Source organism: Gaetbulibacter aquiaggeris (assembly GCF_044003965.1).
Taxonomy (GTDB): domain Bacteria; phylum Bacteroidota; class Bacteroidia; order Flavobacteriales; family Flavobacteriaceae; genus Yeosuana; species Yeosuana aquiaggeris.
Genome location: NZ_JBAWKC010000002.1, coordinates 345,822 through 367,541, shown reverse-complemented (window position 1 = coordinate 367,541; position 21,720 = coordinate 345,822). Strand labels below are relative to the sequence as shown.

The following is a 21,720-nucleotide window of genomic DNA, read 5'->3' as shown; positions in this document are numbered from 1 at the left end:
AAAAATCATGAAAAAAAATAGCAATCCCAATAGTAGACGTTCATTTATTAAAAAATCATCCTTAACAGCACTTGGGATTTCCATTATACCAAGACACGTTATGGGAAGAGGGTTTATTCCGCCAAGTGATAAATTAAATATCGCCATTGTTGGGGCCGGTGGCAAAGGTTATAGTGATGCTGTAAATGTTTACAATAAAGGGGCTTCAAATATTGCTGCCATTTGTGATGTAGACTGGAATAGTGCCAACAGGGCTTTCTCGTTTTTTCCAAATGCTAAAAAGTTTAAAGATTACAGAATTCTTTTAGACGAGGTTAAAGACATTGATGCCATCACAGTATCTACACCTGATCATACACATGCCGTTATTACTTTGTCCGCCATGCAATTAAATAAACATGTTTATGTACAAAAGCCATTAACTCACAATATTTATGAAGCGCGTGTACTCACCGAAGCGGCAAATAAATACCAAATAGTCACCCAAATGGGTAACCAAGGAGCCTCAGGGCAAGGTGTTCAAACCATGATCAACTGGTTTAATTCTGGAATGATAGGAACCGTAAATCAGGTGGAAGTTTGGACAAACAGACCTGTTTGGCCTCAAGGTATTATGACCCCGACAGACAAACCAACTATTTTGGAAGGATTAGATTGGGATACATGGATAGGACCAGCGGAGTGGGTAGATTATAACCCTTTATATCATCCCTTTAAATGGCGCGGTTGGTGGAATTTTGGAACAGGAGCCCTTGGTGATATGGGATGCCATCTAATGGATCCACCTTACAGAGTTTTAGGCTTAGGATATCCTACTGAAGTTGAAAGTAGCGTTGGGTCTATCTTCACTCAAGACTGGACCCCAGATTATTATCCTGAATCTTGTCCGCCTTCATCAAGAACGCAACTTAAATTTTCAGCTACAGAGAAAAATCGTTCAGAAGTAAAACTAAACTGGACTGATGGTGGCTTACGTCCATTTCATCCAGAATTGATTCCAGCAGATCATCCTATTGGAGACGAAAACAGCACTAATGGCGTTATTATGATTGGAGATAAAGGCATCATGACTTGTGGAACTTATGGCCTAAACCCTAAAATATATCTCAATACAGGTGAAATTATAAAAGTAGATTTTGAAGATGATGATAACACAAACATATTACCCGAAAACGGTCATCAAGCTAAATGGGTTGACGCTTGTAAAGAGGGATATGGCAGTGAAAAACACAAGCAATTAACTTCCTCCTTTGATTTTGCCGGGCCACTTACAGAATTCATTTTAATGGGTAATTTAGCTATAAGAAGTTATAACTTAAGAGAAAAGAACGGTAATAGTTTTGAATACCCGGGTCGTAAAAAATTACTTTGGGATGGTTCTAATATGAAAATAACCAATTTCGAACCTGCAAATCAATTCGTGAAACGAACTTACAGAGAAGGTTGGAAATTGGATTAATTTTTAATAGGTGATGTTATTCAACAATAAATAATCCACGCATCATGGCATAATGTGCTGGAAAGCTACATAAGAACTCATAAGTGCCAACCTCAGGTGCATCAAATTCTATAGTAGCAACTTGCCCTCCACCAATGATGTCTGTATGAGCGATGACATCTTCAGTACCTATTGGTAAATATTTATTTTCTTTTTGAGTTGCTGCTGCGGTGGCAAAAGCTACTAAATCAGTGCCATTTTTTAAGAGAACGAAATTATGGCCCATAATGTTAACATCTAATGTACCTATATGCCTTAAGGTAAGTCTTACCCTTTGCCCGGATTTAACTTTTATTTCGTTGGTATTAAACTGCATCATATCATTAGCAGTTAATACTATATTAGCGACATTGGCATCAACCTTTTTTGATTCAGAGTTTTCCTGTGCACTTGACTTTTCATAGGTAAACCCTTCCTTTTTCTTTTCTTCTTTTCCTCCGCAATTAAGTAATATTGTAGCTGACAAAAGGACTAATAATTGAATTCTAATAATTTTCATAGGGCATAATTTATAATTCCATCTAAAATAAAAAAATCAAACTTGCTTTACTAATTTTAATTTATAAAATATAATCTGTACTAATAAAATTAGACGCTTTTTTGTCTAATAGCTCCTTTAAAATAGCATTATTATAATCGTTGTCTTTTGAAGCCACAAAAGTTCTTATTGAGAATGACCGAAGTGCATCATGAACGCTTAATGTACTAAAGGCCGAATCTTTTCTTCCTGTAAATGGATAAACATCCGGACCTCTTTGACAAGAACTATTTAAGTTAACACGGCAAACTAGATTGACCAAAGTATCTATTAAAGGTGCTAACTTTTTAACATCTTTACCAAAAACACTTACCTGCTGGCCATAATTTGATTCAGCCATATCATCTAATGGTTCCGCTATATCAGTAAAAGGTAAAATTGGAATTACTGGACCAAATTGTTCTTCTTTAAAAACGCGCATAGACTTATTTACCGGATATAAAACTGCAGGAAAAATGTAATTCTCAGTTATTTTTCCTCCTTTTTCATTAATGATTTTTGCACCCAAATTTTTAGCATCATCAATTAATTCTTGGATATAAGCCGGTTTATCCTTTTCAGGAAGCGGTGTTAATTTCACCCCTTGTTCCCAAGGATTTCCAAATTTTAAAGCATCAACACGCAATGAAAAACGCCTATTGAATTCATCAATAATATCCTTATGAACATATAACACTTTTAGCGCGGTACAACGCTGACCATTAAAAGACAAGGTTCCTGCAATACATTCATCAATAGTTAAATCCAAATCAGCATCTGGCAAAACAATTGCCGGGTTTTTTGCCTCTAAACCTAAAACTAATCTTAGCCTGTTTTTCTTTGGGTGAATAGTTTGCAGTGCATTAGCCGACTTGCTATTACCTATTAAAGCCAACACATCTATTCTTCCTGATTCCATAATTGGAGACGCTACTGCTCTACCTCTACCAAAAATAACATTAACTACTCCTTTAGGAAAACTTTTTTGAAAGGCTTCTAAAAGAGGCGTTATAAGTAATACGCCATGTTTTGCTGGCTTAAAAATAGCCGTATTACCCATAATAAGAGCGGGTATTAATAAACAAAAAGTTTCGTTAAGTGGATAGTTATAAGGCCCTAGACACAAAACAACACCAAGCGGACCACGCCTGATATGCGCATAAATACCTTCGCTTTTAATAAATTTAGCACTATCCCGATCCATTTTCTTATAGTCTTCAATAGTATCATAGATGTAATCAACCGTTCTGTCAAATTCCTTTTGTGAATCTGGTAAATTCTTCCCTATTTCCCACATTAATAACTTTACAACCTCTTCGCGCTTGGTTTTCATCATTTCAACAAAAGTCTCCATACACTTAATGCGGTCAGAAACTTTCATAGTTGGCCATAAGCCTTGGCCTTTATCATATGCCAAACAGGCAGATTCCAAGGCTTCCAGAGCTTCTTGTTTGCCTTGGTTTGGAATACTTCCTAGCCATGTTGGTTTATAGGTTTCAGTTGATGAAATTGTGGAGTATATATTGGACGATTCTCCTTCCCATTTTTTTAATTCTCCTGACACTAAATAGTTGTTTTGATGTAAAGGAGCATTTATTTTATAGGCTTCCGGAATTTCAGAAAAAGATGTTTTCATAGAATACAAATGAATTAATTAGTACGAGCTAATATACTTATATTTTGTTTCAGATGTCATTTTAAAAATTAAAAATCTTGAAATTATAAAGTGTTTTTAAGCATTTAATCAATTGAAAACAAATAACTTACAACGAAAACGTTTTCGTTTAACAATAGTTAAATCCTCTATTTATATAAAATTTCATAAAATATAAAAGTCGAGACTTTTAATAGGTCTCGACTTTTATTTTATAACTAAGTATTAAAAAAAATAACTTGTTTTTTCCTTAAAATATATTAACTAAACAATAGGCTTCATAGCCTTCATTGAAGCTCTTAAGAAGGTTCCTATTTTTTCAACAGGATGTTCTCTTAACGCCTTATTCACTTCAATTAATTTAGCATTATCAACACCTTTGCCATTATCTTTTGAATAAGCCTTTCCTATAACATCAGTATCTATCTTCTTCATAAAATCTGATAATAACGGTTTACAAGCATGATCAAATAAATAACAACCATATTCAGCCGTATCAGAAATCACACTATTCATTTCATATAATTTACGTCTTGCAATAGTGTTAGCAATTAGCGGCGTTTCATGTAAAGACTCATAATACGCAGATTCATCAATAATTCCTGACTCAGTCATAGCTTCAAATGCCAATTCTACTCCAGATCTTACCATAGCCACCATTAAAACACCATGATCGTAATATTCCTGTTCAGAAATGTTTACATCCCCAGCTGGTGTTTTTTCAAAAGCGGTTTCAGCTGTTGCAGCTCTCCAGGTTAACAATTTTTTATCATCATTAGCCCAATCTTCCATCATTCCTTTTGAAAAGTTTCCTTCCATAATATCATCCATATGCTTTTGGAATAATGGACGCATAATATCTTTTAATTCTTCAGACAACTCAAATGCTTTAATTTTTGCTGGATTAGACAAACGATCCATCATATTGGTAATACCTCCATATTTTAATCCTTCAGTAATTGTTTCCCAACCATATTGGATTAATTTAGAAGCATACCCAGCATCTATTCCTTTTTCAATCATCTTATTAAAACAAAGGATTGATCCTGTTTGCAACAAACCGCAAAGTATGGTTTGTTCTCCCATCAAATCACTTTTTACCTCAGCTACAAATGAAGATGCTAAAACACCTGCGCGATCACCTCCAGTAGCTGAAGCATAAGCCTTAGCTTGCGCCCATCCTTTGCCTTCTGGATCATTTTCTTCATGAACAGCTATTAATGTTGGCACACCAAAACCTCTTTTATATTCTTCTCTTACTTCAGTACCCGGACATTTTGGAGCCACCATAATAACGGTAAGATCTTTACGAATTTGAGTGCCTTCTTCAACAATATTAAAACCATGAGAATAGGACAAGGTTGCTCCCTTTTTCATTAAAGGCATAATAGCTTTAATAACACTGGTATGTTGTTTGTCTGGAGTTAAGTTTAATACTAAATCAGCCGATGGAATCAATTCTTCATAGGTTCCTACTTTAAAACCATTTTTAGTAGCATTAACAAAAGAAGTTCTTTTCTCCTTTATTGCAGCCTCACGTAAAGTATAAGAGATATCTAAACCAGAATCTCTCATATTGAGCCCTTGATTTAAGCCTTGTGCTCCACAACCGACGATAACGATTTTCTTTCCTAATAAAGCATTTACACCATCTTCAAATTCTGAAGAATCCATAAATCTACACTTTGATAATTGATTTAATTTATCTCTTAACGACAGTGTGTTAAAGTAATTTCCCATTTCTTGTTTTTATTGATTATTGAATGCCAAAAGCATTTCTGTTATTTTCATTTCACTTTTTGTTACTGCTATTCTACCTGAGCGTACAAACTGCATGATTCCAAACACATTTAAATCTCTGCGAAGCGATTCAATTTCATGGCGTCTGCCTGATTTTTCTAATACAAAAAACTCTTTGTTTACAGTCACAATCTGTGAATTACTATCTTTAATTATGTTTTGAATTTGAGGTTCTTCAAATAGTAAAGAAGATTTTATTTTGAACATACAAGACTCAGTATATATAGTTTCTTCGTCTGTGTGATAATACGCTCGAATCGTTTCGACCTGTTTTTCTATTTGTTTCACAATTTTTTTGGCTTGTTGTTCTTCCATATTAACTACAATAACGAACCTGTTTACACCTTCAATTTCCGACTGAGATGTTGTTAAACTTTCAATATTGATATGTCTGCGTTGAAAAATTGCTGAAATACGATTTAATAACCCAATATTATTTTCTGTATAAATCGATATGGTAAATGTTTTTATTTCTTCGTTCATGTTATTCTTTTCTAAAAACTTAACTTAATCTAATATCTGAAACCGATGCGCCAGAAGGAATCATTGGAAAAACATTGTCCTCTTTTTCAACACAAACCTCCAAGAAATAAGCCTCTTTAGAAGCAATCATTTCTTTTACTGCATCAGCCAATTCCGCTCTGGTTTTAACACGTTTAGAATTAATATAATACCCTTTTGCAATAGTTACAAAATCTGGATTTGTCATTTCTGTTGATGCATAACGTTTATCAAAAAACAATTGTTGCCATTGGCGCACCATTCCCAGAAATTCGTTGTTTAAGACCACAATTTTTAATGCCAGTTTTTGTTGTAAAATAGTTCCTAACTCTTGAATGGTCATTTGAAAACCTCCATCGCCAATTATTGCCACAACTTCTCGTTCTGGTGCCGCCATTTTTGCTCCAATAGCAGCCGGAAGTGCAAATCCCATAGTTCCCAATCCTCCAGAGGTTATATTACTTTTAGAAATATTAAAATTAGCATATCTGCAAGCAATCATTTGGTGCTGACCAACATCAGATACAATAGCTGCATTTCCTTTAGTTTCTATATTAATTTGATTTAATACTTCGCCCATAGTTAATCCATCTTTTGTAGGATGTAAATCATCTTTTATAACTTTTTCAAATTCAATGTTATATAGGTCTTTAAATTCTTGAAGCCATTCCGGATAAGAATTATTATTTAATAAAGGTAAAATTGCAGCTAAACTTTCCTTTGAATCACCTAAAACAGCAATGTCCGTTTTAACATTTTTATCAACTTCAGCTGGATCAATTTCAAAATGTATAATCTTAGCTTGTTTTGCGTACGTATTTAAATTACCTGTAACGCGGTCATCAAAACGCATACCGATGGCAATAAGTACGTCACATTCATTAGTTAGTCTATTAGGCGCATAATTTCCGTGCATACCAACCATACCAATATTGAGTGGATGTGATGTTGGTAAGGCGGAAGCTCCTAATATTGTCCAGGCAGCAGGAATACCAGCTTTTTCAACTACTGCTTTTAATTCTGCCTCTGCTTTACCTAATATAATTCCCTGACCCCAAACAATCATAGGCTTTTTAGCCTGATTTATTAAGGCAGCCGCTGCTTCAATTGAATCAATATTTATTTTTGGTACTGGATTATAACTTCTTATTCCCGTACATTTTTTATAAGAATAATCAAATTCTTCAAACTGTGCATCCTTTGTGATATCAATCAGTACGGGGCCTGGTCTTCCACTTTTTGCAATATAAAAAGCCTTAGCAATGACTTCTGGTATTTCAGATGCTTTGGTTACTTGATGATTCCACTTAGTTACAGGGGTTGAAATACCAACAATATCAGTTTCCTGAAACGCATCACTACCTAATAAGTGAGAGGAAACCTGACCCGTAATACATACTAAAGGCGTCGAATCAATTTGCGCATCTGCAATCCCAGTAATTAAATTAGTTGCTCCTGGCCCGGAAGTTGCCATAGCAACACCAACTCTTCCAGAAATGCGTGCATAGCCCTGAGCAGCATGTGCCGCTCCTTGCTCATGACGTGTTAATACATGATGTATTTTATCTCTAAACTTGTATAACTCATCATAAACTGGCATGATAGCGCCACCGGGATATCCATAAAGAATATCAACGCCTTCTTCTAATAAGCATCTTATAATGGCTTCGCTTCCCGTAATTCGTTCGGTTTTTTGAGCCACTTCTTTAGTTTTATTTTCTGTTTCTGTATTCATAAGTCTTCCTTAAAATTCATCAGTCACGCATCCTTTAGAGGCGGATGAGACTGTTCTTGCATATTTATAAAGCACTCCACGATCAAATTTCAATTTTGGTGCTTTCCAGTTTTGTTTTCTTTGCTGTAATTCTGAGTCTGATACTTCAAGAACAATTGAATTAGTTTCAGCATCTATTGTAATAGTGTCTCCGTCTTTAACAAACGCAATAGTACCCCCTTCCTGAGCTTCAGGTGTAATATGTCCCACCACAAACCCATGGGTTCCACCAGAAAAACGACCGTCTGTAATAAGTGCCACCTCTTTCCCTAAACCTGCGCCCATAATAGCAGCCGTAGGCTTTAACATTTCCGGCATTCCAGGACCTCCTTTGGGCCCTTCATAACGAATCACAACAACATCGCCTTTTTTTACTTTACCATCTCTAATACCATCATTTGCTGCATACTCTCCATCAAATACTTTTGCCTTTCCCTGGAATCTAAGTCCTTCTTTTCCGGTAATTTTAGCTACACTACCTTCTTCAGCTAAGTTGCCATATAGCATACGTAGGTGTCCGGAGATTTTTATTGGATTTTCTATAGGTTTAATAACGTCTTGCCCTTCTGATAAATCTGCGACATCTAATAAGTTCTCAGCTAAGGTTTTACCCGTAACTGTTAAACAATCACCATGCAATAATCCTTTCTTTAATAAATATTTTAAAACTGCCGGAATGCCTCCAACAGCATGAACATCTTCCATTAAATACTTTCCACTAGGTTTTAAGTCAGCTAAAAACGGCGTATTATCACTAATATTTTGAAAATCTTTAAGAGTGAAATCTATTTGGGCCGCTCTTGCTATTGCCAAAAAATGTAAAACAGCATTCGTTGAACCTCCTAAAATAGTTACCAAACGAATGGCATTTTCTAATGATTTTCTGGTTATAATATCCGAAGGTTTAATATCTCTTTCAAGCAATAAACGCATGGCCTCTCCTGCCTTTACAGATTCTAACTTTTTCTCTTCTCCCGTTGCAGGATTAGACGAATTAAATGGCAAAGTCATTCCTAACGCTTCTATTGCAGATGCCATTGTATTTGCTGTGTACATACCCCCACAAGCACCAGCCCCTGGACAGGCTTTTTGAACAATACTTTTAAATTCCTTTTCACTCATGGTTCCAGCAACCTTACTACCCCACGCTTCAAAAGCAGAGACGACATCCAGTTTCTTTCCTTCATGACAGCCTGAATCAATGGTGCCTCCATAAACCAAAATTGACGGTCTATTCAACCGTATCATAGCCATTAAGGCTCCTGGCATATTTTTATCACAACCCACTACTGTAATTAAGCCATCATAACTCATGGCTTGAACCACAGTTTCCATAGAATCTGCAATAATATCTCTTGACGGTAATGAGTAACGCATACCTGGAGTTCCCATAGAAATTCCATCACTTACACCTATAGTATTAAAAATCAGACCAACTATGTCCTCATTTTGCGTTCCTTTTTTTACGAGTTTAGCCAGATCATTCAAATGCATGTTACAAGGATTTCCCTCATAACCTGTACTTGCAATCCCTATCATTGGTTTATAAAAATCTTCTTCCGTTAATCCAATGGCATGCAGCATGGCTTGCGCTGCTGGTTGCGTTGGATCTTGAGTGACCGTTTTACTATACTTATTTAATTTATTATTCATGCTAGATTTAGATAATTCTAAACGTTATCTTATTATGTTCATTAAAATAGAGTTCGAAATTAAATTATTACGCTTTTAATAATTCAATTGTTTAGTATTCAAGTTTAAATTCACCACACTTGAATAGCGCGTAAAACTTTGATATATAGAATTTTAATTCAAATTTTTTATGATGTTCAATATTAAAAAAATGAACTAAAATATGGACATTTTACAAAAACACTCAACATTCATGTCGTTTTTTAATAAAACGAACCATCTGTGAATACTAAAAAAAGTGAAATTAAATTTCTCATTCCTTTTATTTTATTAATTTTGCATCTACAAATAATAGAGGAAAGATTTGACTGATTGCAACCTCTTGTACTAAACAATTTAGTATAAATAAAAATGCTAAAGGCAGTGTAAACTTCCTTCGACGTTATCGTCAAATCTTCCACATAAAATAATATAAATGGCGTATTTATTTACTTCAGAAAGTGTATCTGAAGGACATCCGGACAAAGTAGCAGATCAAATTAGTGATGCTTTAATTGATAATTTTTTAGCTTTTGATGTCAATTCAAAAGTAGCTTGTGAAACCTTAGTAACTACTGGGCAAGTAGTGCTTGCTGGGGAGGTGAAATCAACCACGTATTTAGATGTTCAGAAAATAGCAAGAGAGACCATTAATAAAATAGGTTATACTAAAAGTGAATATATGTTTGATGGTAATTCATGTGGTATTTTTTCGGCTATTCACGAACAATCTGAAGATATCAATCGAGGTGTGGACAGAGCTAGTAAAGAACAGCAAGGTGCAGGTGACCAAGGGATGATGTTTGGTTATGCCACCAATGAAACTGAGAATTACATGCCTTTGGCACTGGATTTATCACACCGCATTCTAATTGAATTAGCCGCATTAAGAAGAGAAAATAAGGAGATTACCTATTTAAGACCAGATTCAAAAAGTCAGGTAACTATTGAATATAGCGATGATAATATCCCACAGCGCATTGATGCTATTGTGGTATCGACACAGCACGATGATTTTGATGAAGATGAGACGATGTTGGCAAAAATCAGAACAGATATTATCAATATTCTTATCCCAAGAGTTATTGAAAAATTACCTGTTCATATTCAGGCGTTGTTTAGTGATGATATCATTTATCACATTAACCCAACTGGGAAGTTTGTCATTGGTGGACCACATGGTGATACTGGTTTAACAGGCCGTAAAATTATTGTTGATACCTATGGTGGCAAAGGCGCTCATGGCGGTGGTGCCTTTTCTGGAAAAGATCCTAGTAAAGTAGATAGAAGCGCAGCTTATGCTGCCCGTCATATCGCTAAAAACCTGGTTGCCGCTGGTGTTGCTGATGAGATTTTAGTTCAGGTATCTTATGCGATTGGTGTGGTTGAACCCACCTCTATTTTTGTAGACACTTATGGTACTTGTCCTTTTAATATGACGGATGGTGAAATTGCAAAAGAAGTCTCTAAACTATTTGATATGCGTCCAGCAGCTATTGAAGAGCGTTTAAAATTACGGGCTCCTATTTATAGCGAAACGGCTGCTTACGGCCATATGGGAAGAAAAAACGAAATAGTTTCAAAAACATTTTCTCAACCAAATGGTGAATCAATAACTCTGGATGTGGAGTTATTTACCTGGGAAAAACTTGATTATATAGATAAAGTAAAAAAAGCATTTCAATTATAATATTATGAAAACTGTGTCAGAATCTATTAAGTTTCGTTGTGGAGCAACAATGAAAAATAGATTTATGCTCGCGCCTTTAACTAATACCCAAAGTTTTGAAAACGGCATCTTATCTGATGCGGAATTTAATTGGCTTACTATGAGAGCCCAAGGTGGGTTTGGACTGGTAATGACCTGTGCTTCACATGTACAAGAGAACGGAAAAGGATTTCACGGACAATTAGGTATTTTTAATGATGTGCATATTGAAGGCCACAAACGTTTAGCCAAAGAATTAAAATCACATGGGGCTTTAGCTGTTGTCCAATTACATCACGCAGGTATGCGTTCACCAAAAGACCTGATTAACCAGCAACCTGTCTGCCCTTCTATTGATGAAGAAACAGGTTCCAGAGCACTTACTCTTGAGGAAACCAAAGGAGTAATTGATGCTTTTATAAAGGCCGCTATCAGAACAAAAATATCAGGTTATGACGGCGTAGAAATTCATGGGGCTCACGGGTATTTATTATGTCAGTTTTTAAGTAAAGAGATTAACAAACGTCAAGATTTATACGGAGGTTCTTTTGAAAACAGAAGCCGTATTATTTTTGAAATTGTTGAAGGAATCCGGAAAGCATGTGGATCGTCCTTTTTAATTGGAGTGAGGCTATCACCTGAGCGCTTTGGGATGGACCTAAAAGAAATAAAAAGAGTTGCTCAAAATTTAATAAATACAAATCTTATAGACTTTTTAGACATCTCGCTCTGGGATTGTTTTAAAATGCCCGAAGATTTAAATTATCAAGACAAAACCTTGTTAGATCATTTTACAGGTTTAAACTTTAAAGACGTGAAATTAACAGTTGCCGGCAAAATAAGTTCAGGCCACGATGTTCATGAAATTTTAAAAAATAAAGTAGATTTTGTAACTATTGGAAGGTCTGCCATTTTACATCATGATTTTCCTCATCGCGTTATAGAAAATGCAAATTTTAAACCTGAACCATTACCTGTTAGTAAATCCTATTTAAAAAAGGAAGGGCTCAGTAATTCATTTATTGAATACATGAACAGATGGCCCAATTTTGTTCAAAATTAAAAAGTGTTTTTTTTGAGTATACTATAAATTTTTTAAAAATAATATTATGTTACAACTCATAACGCACTCTAAACGTCACAAAACGCGGTTGTATAAAGGTTTCAGAAACTGATACTGATATGTTATCAGCACCATTTCTTATTTTAGAGTCAATGTTTAATATGTTAGTCGCTTTAATTTCGTATTCCCATTTACTGTCTTTATTCTTTCTATATGACAAGAATGCATTCCATGTTTGGAAGGAATCACTTTCACCACCTATACCGCTTTGACGGTTATAAGCATAATCCGTTCTAAAAGTGACTGAATCCCATATATAAGCATCAAAATCTATCGTTGGTGCATTGGTGTAGATAGTTGTTTTAGTAGTTCCCTGATTATTAATTGAAACACGGTATTGATAAACAAAACTCACATTTGGCGCTACTTTAAAATTAGTACGCAATCCGGGTGAATAGGTTTGATTAAATCCCTCGTTAACCGATTGTCTTCCCTGTATAAACTGATTAATTTTACTGTAGTTGAAATTGGTATTTAACGTAGCTCTTAGCTTTCCAAAGGTGCGTTGTATTCTACCAAAAGCATTGACACTTTCATCTGCAAAATTTGAATTAAAAAAGGTGCTGGTTCTAATGACATTTTCAAAATCTGTTAATTGTCTTATCTGATCAATATTCTTAGAATATGCAACACGTGCAAATACATTGGTATAGTTAAACAGGTTAAAACTACTATAAAATAAACTCAAATTGTGTGATAAGGCATTTTGTAAATCTGGATTGCCATATTGAATACTATTGAAATTATTTAAAATCAAGCCCTGCGCTAAGCGCGTCACATCAGTAAACTGATTTTGCATATTATAATTAAAGGTTAAACTTTCGCTCTTTTTAAATTGAATACGCGTTTCAAAATCTGGTAATATCCTGAAGAAATTATCCTTTAATTCTTCACCAAACTGACTGTTTTTATTTCCGTAAGTGTGCGCAGAAAAACCAGGCCTAAAAGTGAATTTACCCGCCTTAAGGGTATAATGAACTCCTAAATATATATCGCTAAAATTATACTGTATATCATTTGAAGCACGACCATTATTGAAGGTAGGCGTAGGATTAAATATGGAGCCATCATCAAGAAATTGAAAGATATTAGAATTGAAGTCTTGACGACTTAATATAGTACCTAAAGTTAAGTTGATATTGCTCTTTGCATTAAGAATATTATAATAATCAAGCTTAGCATCTAATTGGTTTGATTTTATACGTCGATTTTGACCAATATCATAACCTAATTGAGAGCCATTTAAACCTAAAGCATCTGCAGTGGTTGTATAGTTGGTTTTGTCTTCTATAACAGCATTATAAAACGGATCTTCATCTTGCAAGAGATGTTGCGCTTCAAAAGCAAATATATTAGTGTCATTTAAGGTATAGTAATAATTAATATTTTGATTAATACTATAGGGCGTATTCTCTTCAAACTGAATTGTATTTCCCAAAATCGATGAGAAAAAAATCTGATCCTGAGAGTCCTTTGAAATTCTGCCTAAAACATCATAATCAAATTGATTGCTTAAATTAGGTTTATAAGTAGAACTTAATTTCAACAAACCTTGATTAGAACTTTCTTTGCTGGTTTGCTCAGTTGTTTCATCCGGAATGCCTTGATCAGAATCTGTATATCGCTTAAAATTATTTTCTTTTGAAGTAATACGGCTGCTATTATAAATGGCAAATCCGCTAATATCCAAAGCCTGATTTGGTGAGTAACTAAAGTTGGTGGCTCCTAATTTGTTTTCAACCTCAAGGGCATTGTTTTCTCGTGTTAAAAAGTTAAGGGCATTACTCCCTAAATTAAGATTGGTGCCGCTACCTTGGCTTGGAGGTCTAAAACCACCACCAAAACCTCTAATGTCTTGACGTGTTAATGACGCTTCACCTGTGTTATTTAAGTCGCCAATAAAATTAAGACTGAATTTTGGACTATAATAAAATAGTTTTGGTTGTGCCAAATAAAGTTCATTATCTGGAGACTTCCCAGCACCCACTGTTACATTTCCAAACCAAAAGTTTTCTTTACCTTTTTTTAGCTTGATATTCATTGCTACATTATCCTGATTGTTAGTCACGCCACTTAACTGGCCTACTTCAGAATAATTCCTTAATACTTGTATTTTATCTACGGCATTTGATGGAATATTCTTGGTGGCTAATTTAGTGTCGCCATCAAAAAAATCCTTCCCATTAACCATTAATTTATTGACTACCTTCCCTTCAACTTCTATTTGTCCATCGGCATTAATTTCTACTCCTGGTAGATTTTTTATGACATCTTCCAGTTTTCGTTCAGAACCATTTTTAAAAGAGTCGGCGTTATATACTAAAGTATCTCCTCTAACAGTTACCGGCATTTCATACGTAAGTTCAACTTCATCTAAGACATTATCAGATATCAGCGAAAAATCTTTGTTTATATCTTCTTCTTTAACAGAAATAGTTTCTTTAAAGGTTTTCATACCTATATAACTCACTTGCAAATTATAGGTGGCGTTTTTTGATAACGCCAACTTAAATACCCCCTCCTGATTAGTAATTGCGTAAGATTCTAACGCTTTTGTTTCTTCATTTATGGCAATAATATTTGCTAGTTCTAGCGGATTGCCAATACTATCCTTTACTACTCCTTGCAATTTAATTTGGGCAAAAGAGATGTTAACTAAACTAAATAGCATTAAAAAAATAAAATTCTTCATGTGAATTAATTAATCAATAAGTTGATTTTAAAAAGATATTTTGAACCGTTAAGGTCTTCTTCCGCTATTTCTTCCGCGATTATCTCTCATTTCTTGCATTTTAACAGAAATAATTTCTTGATACTCTTTCTTTGTTACTTCTTTGCCCTTATCTGGAGCTTCTATATCAATTTTTTCTTCTGGATTCATTACAATTTTAGAGCAAAGCAAGGTTGTATTGTTAACGCTAATTTCTAGTATTAAACCCGGAAGACCCCAATAATCATCCGGCCCTTGACTTACAGGAATCATAGGCGTATACCATGCTTCAATCTCCACCATATCAATCTCCTCTTTTAAAGTCTCAGATTTTAAACCAGCTACGTCAGCAGTTTTTATAGAATCAGACTTATTTTCCACATAATTATTTCTTAATCTATCCCAAGAAAAATTCCACCAAGAAACATCAAAATCCGTTCTTTTACAGGTCGCTTTAAAGCATGTATAATTACCTATTTGCTTTGTTTCGGTTCCTATTTTCCATTCTAAAGTCTGTAACTCTTCCTTGATTAAAAATTGTTTACCATAAAATTCTTGATCCTGCACAAAAGTCTTGGTCTTCACATTTTTGTATAGTGGCCCTGGAGAAAAATTATTCCCCCATGTATCGGTAGCCCCAGAAATGGCATCTAATTTTTCATCTTCTTTATAAATCGATTCTGTTTTATTGAAGGTCAAAATATAGGTCTTCTCTAATCTGTTTTTCAATCGATCTTCTACTTGCTTTTTTTGTTGTTCACTCAATCTAGCTCCCCAGGCACCAAGATTCATAGGTGTTTTTGAAAAATAATATGCCTTCCCTTGAAAATCCTGGGCAAAGGTTACCGTACTTGTTAAAAAAAACAATGCTGTTACAAAAGATATTTTAATGGAATTCATTTTCATTTTTATTATGGAATAAGTTTAATTGATTAGTTATAGATGCTTCTTAACCTCTTGAACGACCGTTGTCTCCCCTACCTCTGTTATTTCTGAATTCATCCATCTTTTCATTAATAATTTCATTATACTCCTTCTTGGTTACAATTTTTCCTTTGTCGGGCGCTTCAATTTTCGTTTTTTCCTGCGGATTCATAACAATTTTAGAACATAACATGCTTGTATTACCAGCACTAACTTCCAATATTAAACCAGGAAGTCCCCAATATTCTCCTGGCCCTTGACTAACCGGAATCATAGGGGTATACCACGCTTCAATTTCAATCATCTCAATCTCTTCCTCTTTAGGTTCTTCATTAGTACTTGCTACATTGCTGGTTTTAGTTGAATCTGTCTTTTTTTCAGCATTGTTATCTCTTTCTGATCTAGATGTTCTAGTCCAGTTAATCTCAGTAGAAGGTTTACTTGCCGAAGCTTTAAAACAAGTATATTGTCCAATTTGTTTAGATTCTGTTCCCATCTTCCATTCTAAAGGCTGCATCACTTCTTTAATTAAAAATTGCTTTCCAAAGAATTCCTGATCTTGCAAAAAGATGTTTGTTTTTAAATTTTTATATTGGGGACCAGGGGAAAAACTACTTCCCCACATACTTGGACCTCTTCCTCCAACGGGTGCCTCTAATTTTTCATCTTCAACAAAGATAGACTCCTCTTTATTAAAAGTTAAAACATAGGTTCTTTCCAACCATTGTTTCATTCGAGTTTCCATTTCTTTTTTTTGTTGTTCATTCAATTGGCGACCACCACCAAATCGACTCATATCCATTGTGGTTTTGGAAAAATAGTATGCTTTACCCTGAAAACCTTGGGCAAATAATACTGCGCTGTTAAAAAATAAAAAGATTAAGACAAAAAATGTTTTGAAAAAAATGGTTTTCATTTGAAATATATTAATAATAGTTTGACTCGTTATTTTTATTTGTTTAACAAACATAAGTCTTCATTAAACATTATAGACGTTTTTACAAAAATTTTAACACTCTTTTCTAACTTAAAATGTTCAACATTTAAATTAGACTAATTATTTAAGTAATAGTTTATTTTGAAAAAATTTAAATATCCTTTTTGAAAAAAAACCTATTTATCACATTTTTAATTTTATCATTTGTTTTCTGGGTTAACATTAAATCCCTTTTTAACATTACAAAATATCATAAATGATTTGGTTTTTGTAATTTTCAAATCTTTATGAAGCATATTCTTTTTATAACTCTATTTGTTTCAATATCAATATTTTCGCAAGAATCTATTGAAACACGTTTTATTGATAAAACACCATTAAGCATTGAAAAGTTAATAGATGTTGATGATTTCAATACTGTTTACTACATCAGCAACAATGTACTTCATAAAAGAAATAACGATAAAACCATTACATATAATAATTTGCAATTAGGAAATATCACTTCTGCTAATGCTTTTAATAGTTTAAAAATCAACTTGTTTTACAAAGATTTCAATACGGCCATCATTCTTGACAACAGGTTAGCTGAAATCTTTAAAATTGATTTTAACAATAGGCAACCCTACAGAAGTGTTTCATATATTTCTACCGGAAATGATAATACTCTTTGGATATTTAACCAAGATTCACAACAGCTGGAAGTTTTTGATTATAAAAACAATAACACCCGATTTAAAACTTTGCCCATTTCAAGCGGTGTATTAGATATAAGAAGTAATTATAATTATTGTTGGCTGCTCACCAATGACCATTTATTAATCTATAATTATTTCGGAACCTTAATTTCAAAAATAAAAAACGAGGGTTTCACTAGCATGGATGAAAGTGATGGTAATATTGTACTAAAAAAAGGTAATTCTCTGTTTTATTTAAAAAAGGAATCTACTGAATTAACTCCAATTAAAATTCCAAATTTGTTAATAAATCAGTTTTTAGTAACCAATGAAACCTTGTATATTTACAACAATGAAACCCTTCAAAAATTCCAATTAAAAACCAACTGAAATTATGCATATTGCCATTGCAGGAAACATAGGCGCTGGAAAGACTACGCTTACAAAATTACTAGCAAAACACTATAAGTGGGAAGCTCAACTAGAAGATGTTGTAGACAATCCTTATTTAGATGACTTCTATAATCAAATGGAACGATGGAGTTTTAATCTGCAGGTTTACTTCTTAAATAGTAGATTCAGACAAGTCTTGCAAATTCATGAAAGTGGTAAAGATATTATTCAGGATAGAACCATTTATGAAGACGCGCATATTTTTGCACCCAATCTTCATGCCATGGGATTAATGACCAATAGAGATTATGAAAACTACAAGTCTCTTTTTGATTTAATGGAGTCACTTGTTAAAGGACCAGATGTCTTAATTTATTTGCGAAGCTCCATTCCTAATTTGGTGTCACAAATTCATAAACGAGGCAGAGATTATGAAAATTCTATCAGTATCGATTATTTAAGCAGATTGAATGAGCGTTATGAAGCCTGGATTCATGGATATGACAAAGGCAAACTGCTGATAATTGATGTCGATCATTTAGATTTTGTTGAAAAACCTGAAGATTTAGGAACCATTATTAATACTATTGATGCAGAAATTAATGGGTTGTTTTAAATTATAAATTTTATTGAGAATAAAAAAAACCACACTTTAATAGTGTGGTTTTTTATTTATAAAAATCTCTAGTTTCTAATTGACCTCTTCTTCAATTACCTTTTCAACAAGAACCTTTGCTTTAATATTTTTATCTTTTAATGCATCAATATTAGCCTTAACTTCTTCTTCTGTACCTTCGAATACTTGTTCTGAAATAGACTCCTCTCCATTATTGTTAATTACGGTAGTAACAGTCGCCATAAAAATACCAGCATCATTACTTTCCATAGTCACTTTTATTTCTTTACTTGAAGTATTTCCGGTTTCAGCATAAGCAGAAACAGTATCCGCATCCAAAGCGATACTTGGAGCAATCACCAAAGCTACTACTGACATTAATTTTAATAAGATATTCAATGATGGACCAGAAGTATCTTTAAAAGGATCTCCAACGGTATCACCTACCACAGCAGCTTTATGTGCCGCAGTTCCTTTACGTCCGTCTGCCTCAATCATTTTCTTAGCATTATCCCAAGCTCCACCAGCATTTGATTGAAAGATAGCCATGAGCACACCACAAGTAGTAACACCTGCTAATAAGCCTCCTAACATTTGAGGACCTCCAATAAAACCTATTGCTACTGGAACTGCTAAAGCCATAAGCCCTGGCAACACCATCTCTTTAATAGATGCTTTCGTTGAAATTTCAACACATTTTTCATATTCTGCATAGCCATCAGCAGCATCAAATATTTTTCTATCCGCTTCAGTAGCTTTTGACATATCTGAATCATATTTTCTCATCACTTCTAGAGCCGCATGTAATTGAGGAATGTCTTTAAATTGGCGACGAACTTCTTCAATCATAGCCATAGCTGCACGCCCTACTGCATTCATAGATAATGCGGAAAATACAAATGGCAACATACCTCCTATTAACAAACCAGCCATAATATCTGGTTTTGATACATCAATTGAGGTGACATTTGCTGTTTTCATAAAAGCAGCAAATAATGCTAAAGCCGTTAAGGCAGCTGAGGCAATAGCGAATCCTTTCCCAATTGCAGCAGTGGTATTCCCTACGGCATCTAATTTATCAGTTCTTTCACGCACTTCTTTTGGTAATTCGGCCATTTCAGCAATACCGCCCGCATTGTCAGAAATTGGGCCATAAGCATCAACCGCTAATTGAATTCCTGTATTTGCCAACATGCCTACTGCAGCAATAGCGATACCATATAAACCTGCATAATAATGAGAGACCATAATTGCTGTTGCTATTAATAAAATAGGCAGTGCAGTTGACATCATCCCTACGCCTAAACCAGCTATAATATTAGTAGCTGATCCGGTTTCTGATTGTCTAACTATTGACGCGACAGGCTTTGTTCCTGTACCAGTATAATATTCAGTAACTTTCCCAACACAAAATCCAGATATTAAACCTGCCAGAGTCGCCATAAAAACACCGAAAGAACCAAAAGGTAATTCTTCAACAGAATCTGGAATCATTGCTTCAATTATAAAATAGGAAGCTACAATCATTAAAAATCCAGACCCAAATTCACCTAAATTTAAAGCTTTATGTGGTGAACCACCATCTTTAACTCTGACAAAAAACGTTCCAACAATGGACATTACAATTCCCACAGCCGCAAGAACTAATGGTAAATATACGGCTCCTAAACCTCCAAACTCAGGAGTAAAAATATAAGCTCCTAAAACCATAGTACCTATAATGGAGCCCACATAAGATTCAAATAAATCGGCTCCCATTCCGGCTACATCGCCAACATTATCTCCAACATTATCAGCAATAGTAGCAGGGTTTAATGGGTGATCTTCAGGAATTCCTGCCTCTACTTTTCCTACTAAATCAGCACCAACATCAGCCGCTTTGGTATAAATACCGCCACCAACACGCGCAAATAAAGCAATAGAAGATGCTCCTAACGAAAATCCAGAAAGTACATTTAAGACCATAGGAATATTTTCTGTACCTGGCCATAAATCCTGATATAACATAAATAAACTACTTAGACCTAAAACACCTAAGCCCACAACACCTAATCCCATAACGGAACCACCTGCAAAAGCAACCTCCAGAGCCTTCCCTAAGGATGTTCTAGCTGCTTGAGTCGTTCTAACATTTGCTTTTGTTGCAACTCGCATTCCAATAAATCCTGCTAAAGCAGAACAGATAGCTCCTACTATAAAAGATAAAGCTACCATGCCATTGGAACCTTCTTCAGCATTCCCTTTAAAAAATAATAATACTGCAACTGCAGCAACAAAAATGGCCAAAATTTTATATTCGGCTTTTAAAAATGACATAGCGCCATCGGCGATGTGCTTTGCTATTGTTGTCATTTTTGGTGATCCCACATCCTGCTTAGTTATCCAACGATTTTTGAAAAACACAAATAGAAGACCTAAGACTCCGAAAGCAGGTAGAAATTTTACTAATAATTCCATATTAATACATTAGTTGTTAGTTAATTTTATTTTGAAACGGCTAAAATTAGTGAAATATAATTGATAAAAAAAGCCACCTTAAATTAAGATGGCTTTATTTTTTTTAAAGACTTTTTACGAATACCATAATTTAGATAGTAAAAGTTCTTTTTTTCTTGTGTTCACTTTCTTCATAGCGTTTAACGCAGTTATGATATATCTGAATTGCTTCTTCTGCACTACCCCAGCCTCCAACATCTACTTTCTTTTCTTCCAAATCTTTATAAACTTGAAAAAAGTGTTCAATTTCCTTTAGTCTATGAGGATTTAAATCACTTATATCATTATTATTACTCCATATTGGATCAGAAACCGGAACACAAATAATTTTTTCATCTGGTCCTTTTTCGTCTGTCATATGGAATACACCGATTGGTTTAACTTCCATAACTACCATTGGAAAGGTTGGCTCAGTACCTAATACCAAAACATCTAATGGATCTTGATCTAATGCCAAGGTTTCCGGAATAAATCCATAATCACCAGGATACATCATTGATGAAAACAACATCCTGTCAAAACGGATTTTATGTAAAGTAAAATCGTATTCATATTTATTTCTACTTCCTTTTGGTATTTCTATTAATACATCAAAGGTTAAATCATTTTTATTTGTCATAATTTATTTTAAAAATTTTACTCTCTCTATAACTGAGGATTCTTAAACTGGGCCAAAGATACTCTTCCCTTGACTATTAAGCAATAAAAGATTATTAGTTTT

General features: G+C 34.2%; 16 protein-coding genes. 5 read left to right on the top strand and 11 right to left on the bottom strand.

The window, feature by feature from the left end; translation table 11 throughout:
• Positions 1–7: 7 nt before the first annotated feature.
• Positions 8–1,459, top strand: a complete 1,452-nt coding sequence (locus V8G56_RS07935) for a Gfo/Idh/MocA family protein (RefSeq protein WP_395437909.1) — start codon at positions 8–10, stop codon at positions 1,457–1,459.
• Between the two features lie 16 nt (positions 1,460–1,475).
• Here the strand turns inward: V8G56_RS07935 and V8G56_RS07930 are convergent, their stop codons facing one another.
• The 6 genes from V8G56_RS07930 to ilvD all read right to left on the bottom strand — a co-directional run bounded on the left by V8G56_RS07930 (position 1,476) and on the right by ilvD (position 9,397).
• On the bottom strand, positions 1,476–1,997 hold the full coding sequence (locus tag V8G56_RS07930) for a plastocyanin/azurin family copper-binding protein (RefSeq protein WP_395437908.1): 522 nt from the start codon (positions 1,995–1,997) through the stop codon (positions 1,476–1,478).
• A gap of 61 nt (positions 1,998–2,058) precedes the next feature.
• A complete protein-coding gene (locus tag V8G56_RS07925; RefSeq protein ID WP_395437907.1) occupies positions 2,059–3,651 on the bottom strand; it encodes an NADP-dependent glyceraldehyde-3-phosphate dehydrogenase in 1,593 nt (530 codons plus the stop codon).
• A gap of 282 nt (positions 3,652–3,933) precedes the next feature.
• Positions 3,934–5,409: a ketol-acid reductoisomerase gene (gene ilvC / locus V8G56_RS07920; protein ID WP_395437906.1), complete on the bottom strand. Its 1,476-nt coding sequence runs from the start codon at positions 5,407–5,409 to the stop codon at positions 3,934–3,936.
• Between the two features lie 9 nt (positions 5,410–5,418).
• Positions 5,419–5,952 (bottom strand): acetolactate synthase small subunit, encoded by a 534-nt coding sequence (gene ilvN, locus V8G56_RS07915; protein ID WP_395437905.1) that lies wholly within the window; start codon positions 5,950–5,952, stop codon positions 5,419–5,421.
• Between the two features lie 19 nt (positions 5,953–5,971).
• A complete protein-coding gene (ilvB, locus tag V8G56_RS07910; RefSeq protein ID WP_395437904.1) occupies positions 5,972–7,705 on the bottom strand; it encodes a biosynthetic-type acetolactate synthase large subunit in 1,734 nt (577 codons plus the stop codon).
• Between the two features lie 9 nt (positions 7,706–7,714).
• Positions 7,715–9,397 carry a dihydroxy-acid dehydratase gene (ilvD, locus tag V8G56_RS07905; RefSeq protein WP_395437903.1) on the bottom strand — a complete coding sequence of 561 codons (1,683 nt, stop codon included), beginning with the start codon at positions 9,395–9,397 and terminating at the stop codon, positions 7,715–7,717.
• Positions 9,398–9,851: 454 nt separating this feature from the next.
• On the opposite strand from ilvD, the gene metK reads away from it, so the two are divergent.
• The gene (gene metK, locus V8G56_RS07900; RefSeq protein WP_395437902.1) at positions 9,852–11,105 is read left to right on the top strand and encodes a methionine adenosyltransferase; all 1,254 of its coding nucleotides are present in this window, start codon (positions 9,852–9,854) and stop codon (positions 11,103–11,105) included.
• A gap of 4 nt (positions 11,106–11,109) precedes the next feature.
• The gene (locus tag V8G56_RS07895) at positions 11,110–12,186 is read left to right on the top strand and encodes an NADH:flavin oxidoreductase (RefSeq protein WP_395437901.1); all 1,077 of its coding nucleotides are present in this window, start codon (positions 11,110–11,112) and stop codon (positions 12,184–12,186) included.
• 49 nt (positions 12,187–12,235) lie between these two features.
• Here V8G56_RS07895 and V8G56_RS07890 read toward each other — a convergent pair whose 3' ends face one another.
• From V8G56_RS07890 to V8G56_RS07880, 3 genes are read right to left on the bottom strand one after another with little or no spacing between them, the layout of a single operon-like run.
• The gene (locus tag V8G56_RS07890; RefSeq protein WP_395437900.1) at positions 12,236–14,938 is read right to left on the bottom strand and encodes a carboxypeptidase regulatory-like domain-containing protein; all 2,703 of its coding nucleotides are present in this window, start codon (positions 14,936–14,938) and stop codon (positions 12,236–12,238) included.
• A 48-nt stretch (positions 14,939–14,986) separates the two neighbouring features.
• Positions 14,987–15,856: a GLPGLI family protein gene (locus V8G56_RS07885; RefSeq protein WP_395437899.1), complete on the bottom strand. Its 870-nt coding sequence runs from the start codon at positions 15,854–15,856 to the stop codon at positions 14,987–14,989.
• A 49-nt stretch (positions 15,857–15,905) separates the two neighbouring features.
• Positions 15,906–16,796, bottom strand: a complete 891-nt coding sequence (locus V8G56_RS07880; RefSeq protein ID WP_395437898.1) for a GLPGLI family protein — start codon at positions 16,794–16,796, stop codon at positions 15,906–15,908.
• A gap of 308 nt (positions 16,797–17,104) precedes the next feature.
• Between V8G56_RS07880 and V8G56_RS07875 the strand changes: the two genes are divergently transcribed.
• Positions 17,105–17,884: a hypothetical protein gene (locus V8G56_RS07875; RefSeq protein WP_395437897.1), complete on the top strand. Its 780-nt coding sequence runs from the start codon at positions 17,105–17,107 to the stop codon at positions 17,882–17,884.
• A gap of 4 nt (positions 17,885–17,888) precedes the next feature.
• Positions 17,889–18,503 (top strand): deoxynucleoside kinase, encoded by a 615-nt coding sequence (locus tag V8G56_RS07870; protein WP_395437896.1) that lies wholly within the window; start codon positions 17,889–17,891, stop codon positions 18,501–18,503.
• A gap of 75 nt (positions 18,504–18,578) precedes the next feature.
• Here V8G56_RS07870 and V8G56_RS07865 read toward each other — a convergent pair whose 3' ends face one another.
• Both V8G56_RS07865 and V8G56_RS07860 read right to left on the bottom strand, forming a co-directional pair.
• Positions 18,579–20,960, bottom strand: coding sequence for a sodium-translocating pyrophosphatase (locus V8G56_RS07865; RefSeq protein ID WP_395437895.1), 2,382 nt, complete (start codon positions 20,958–20,960; stop codon positions 18,579–18,581).
• A 130-nt stretch (positions 20,961–21,090) separates the two neighbouring features.
• Complete coding sequence (locus V8G56_RS07860; protein ID WP_395437894.1) at positions 21,091–21,618, bottom strand: inorganic diphosphatase; 528 nt, start codon at positions 21,616–21,618, stop codon at positions 21,091–21,093.
• Positions 21,619–21,720: the final 102 nt, after the last annotated feature.